The organism is Streptomyces sp. NRRL B-1347 (genome assembly GCF_000720325.1).
In the GTDB taxonomy this organism is placed as follows: Bacteria; Actinomycetota; Actinomycetes; order Streptomycetales; family Streptomycetaceae; genus Streptomyces.
This window is the reverse complement of the sequence record NZ_JOJM01000228.1, coordinates 1-1,302: the sequence shown is the minus strand read 5'-3', so window position 1 is coordinate 1,302 and position 1,302 is coordinate 1. Positions and strand designations below refer to the sequence as shown.

The 1,302-nt window shown below is 67.9% G+C and carries 1 protein-coding gene; it reads right to left on the bottom strand.

All coding sequences use genetic code 11. From position 1 onward, the window contains the following. Positions 1-22 precede the first annotated feature (22 nt). Positions 23-1,236, bottom strand: a protein-coding gene (locus IG74_RS0144645; RefSeq protein WP_107059188.1) for an IS3 family transposase whose coding sequence is annotated in 2 segments (ribosomal slippage) — positions 23-987 and positions 987-1,236 — 1,215 coding nt in all. Because the reading frame shifts where the segments join, the coding sequence is not laid out codon by codon here. Positions 1,237-1,302: the final 66 nt, after the last annotated feature.

The following is a 1,302-nucleotide window of genomic DNA, read 5'->3' as shown; positions in this document are numbered from 1 at the left end:
CCCGGAGTGTGGACACAGGGGCTCATGCTGCGATTGAGAGTGTATCTGCTCGTAGGTGCTGCTGTTCGAATTCGGCTGGTGAGAGGTAGTTGAGGGCACTGTGGCGCCTGCGGGCGTTGTAGTAGGTCAGCCACTGGAAGATCTCCAGCCTCGCCTGACGCATCGTGGAGAACAGCCGCTGGTGCATCGTCTCCCTCTTGAGTCCCTGCCAGAACGACTCAGCGAGGGCGTTGTCGTAGCTCGAGCCGACCCGGCCCATGCTCCTGTGGATCCCAAAACTGGCGCAGACCCGGGCGAACGCAACCGAGGCGTACTGCGCGCCCCTGTCCGCGTGGAAGATCACCCCGTTCACACTGCCGCTGCGGGCCGCGACCGCCATCTTCAGGGCGTCGATGACCAGCTCGGCACGCATGTGGGTGGCCATCGAGTAGCCGAGCACCCGGCGCGAGCAGATGTCGATCACGCAGGCCAGATACAGCCACGTGCCTCCCACCTGCACGTAGGTGATGTCGCCGCACCACTTCTCGTCCAGCTGCCGGGCGGAGAAGTCACGGCGGACGAGGTCGGGGGCCGGTGGTGCGAGCCGGTCGGAGACCGTGGTGCGCTTGCGCCACCGCAGGTGCCGGCCCTCGATCCCGTTGATGCGCATCAACCGCTCGACGCGCTTGCGGTTGACGGCGTGCCCGAACCCGCGCAGCTCGGCGTGGACGCGGCGCACTCCATACGTTCCCTTGTGCTCGGTGTGGATCTCGCGGATCTCCGCGACGAGCCCGTTCTCGGCGGCCCGCCGTTCTTCGCGGGCATCGGCCCCGGCGAGCCACCGGTAGAAGCCCGAGCGGGAAACCTGAAGGACCCGGCATATCCGCTGCACGCCGAAGTCGGCGCGGTTGTCGGAGATGAAGTCCCAGCGGCAGGGCTTCACTTCACCTCCCGCGCGAAATACGCGGCTGCCCGGCGCAGGATCTCCCGCTCCAGTTCCCATTCCCTCTCGGCCTTGCGCAGCCGCCCGATCTCGGCGCGCAGCCGGGCCAGCTCCTCGTCCCGACCCTCCACCGCCTCGCCGCCGCAGCCGCGGCCGGCCAGCTCGTCGGCCTGGCGCACCCAGCTGCGCAGCGTCTCACCGGTCACCCCGACATCCGCCGCGACCGCCGCATACGTGCGCTTCCCGCCCGCCGCGCGGTACAACGCCACCGCGTCACTCCTGAACTCCGCCGGATACGGAGACTTCCGTCCCACCAGGACACCTTCCCTTGGATCTACAAGATCCATTGTCAGAGTGTCCACACCACAGGGGTCGCCTCA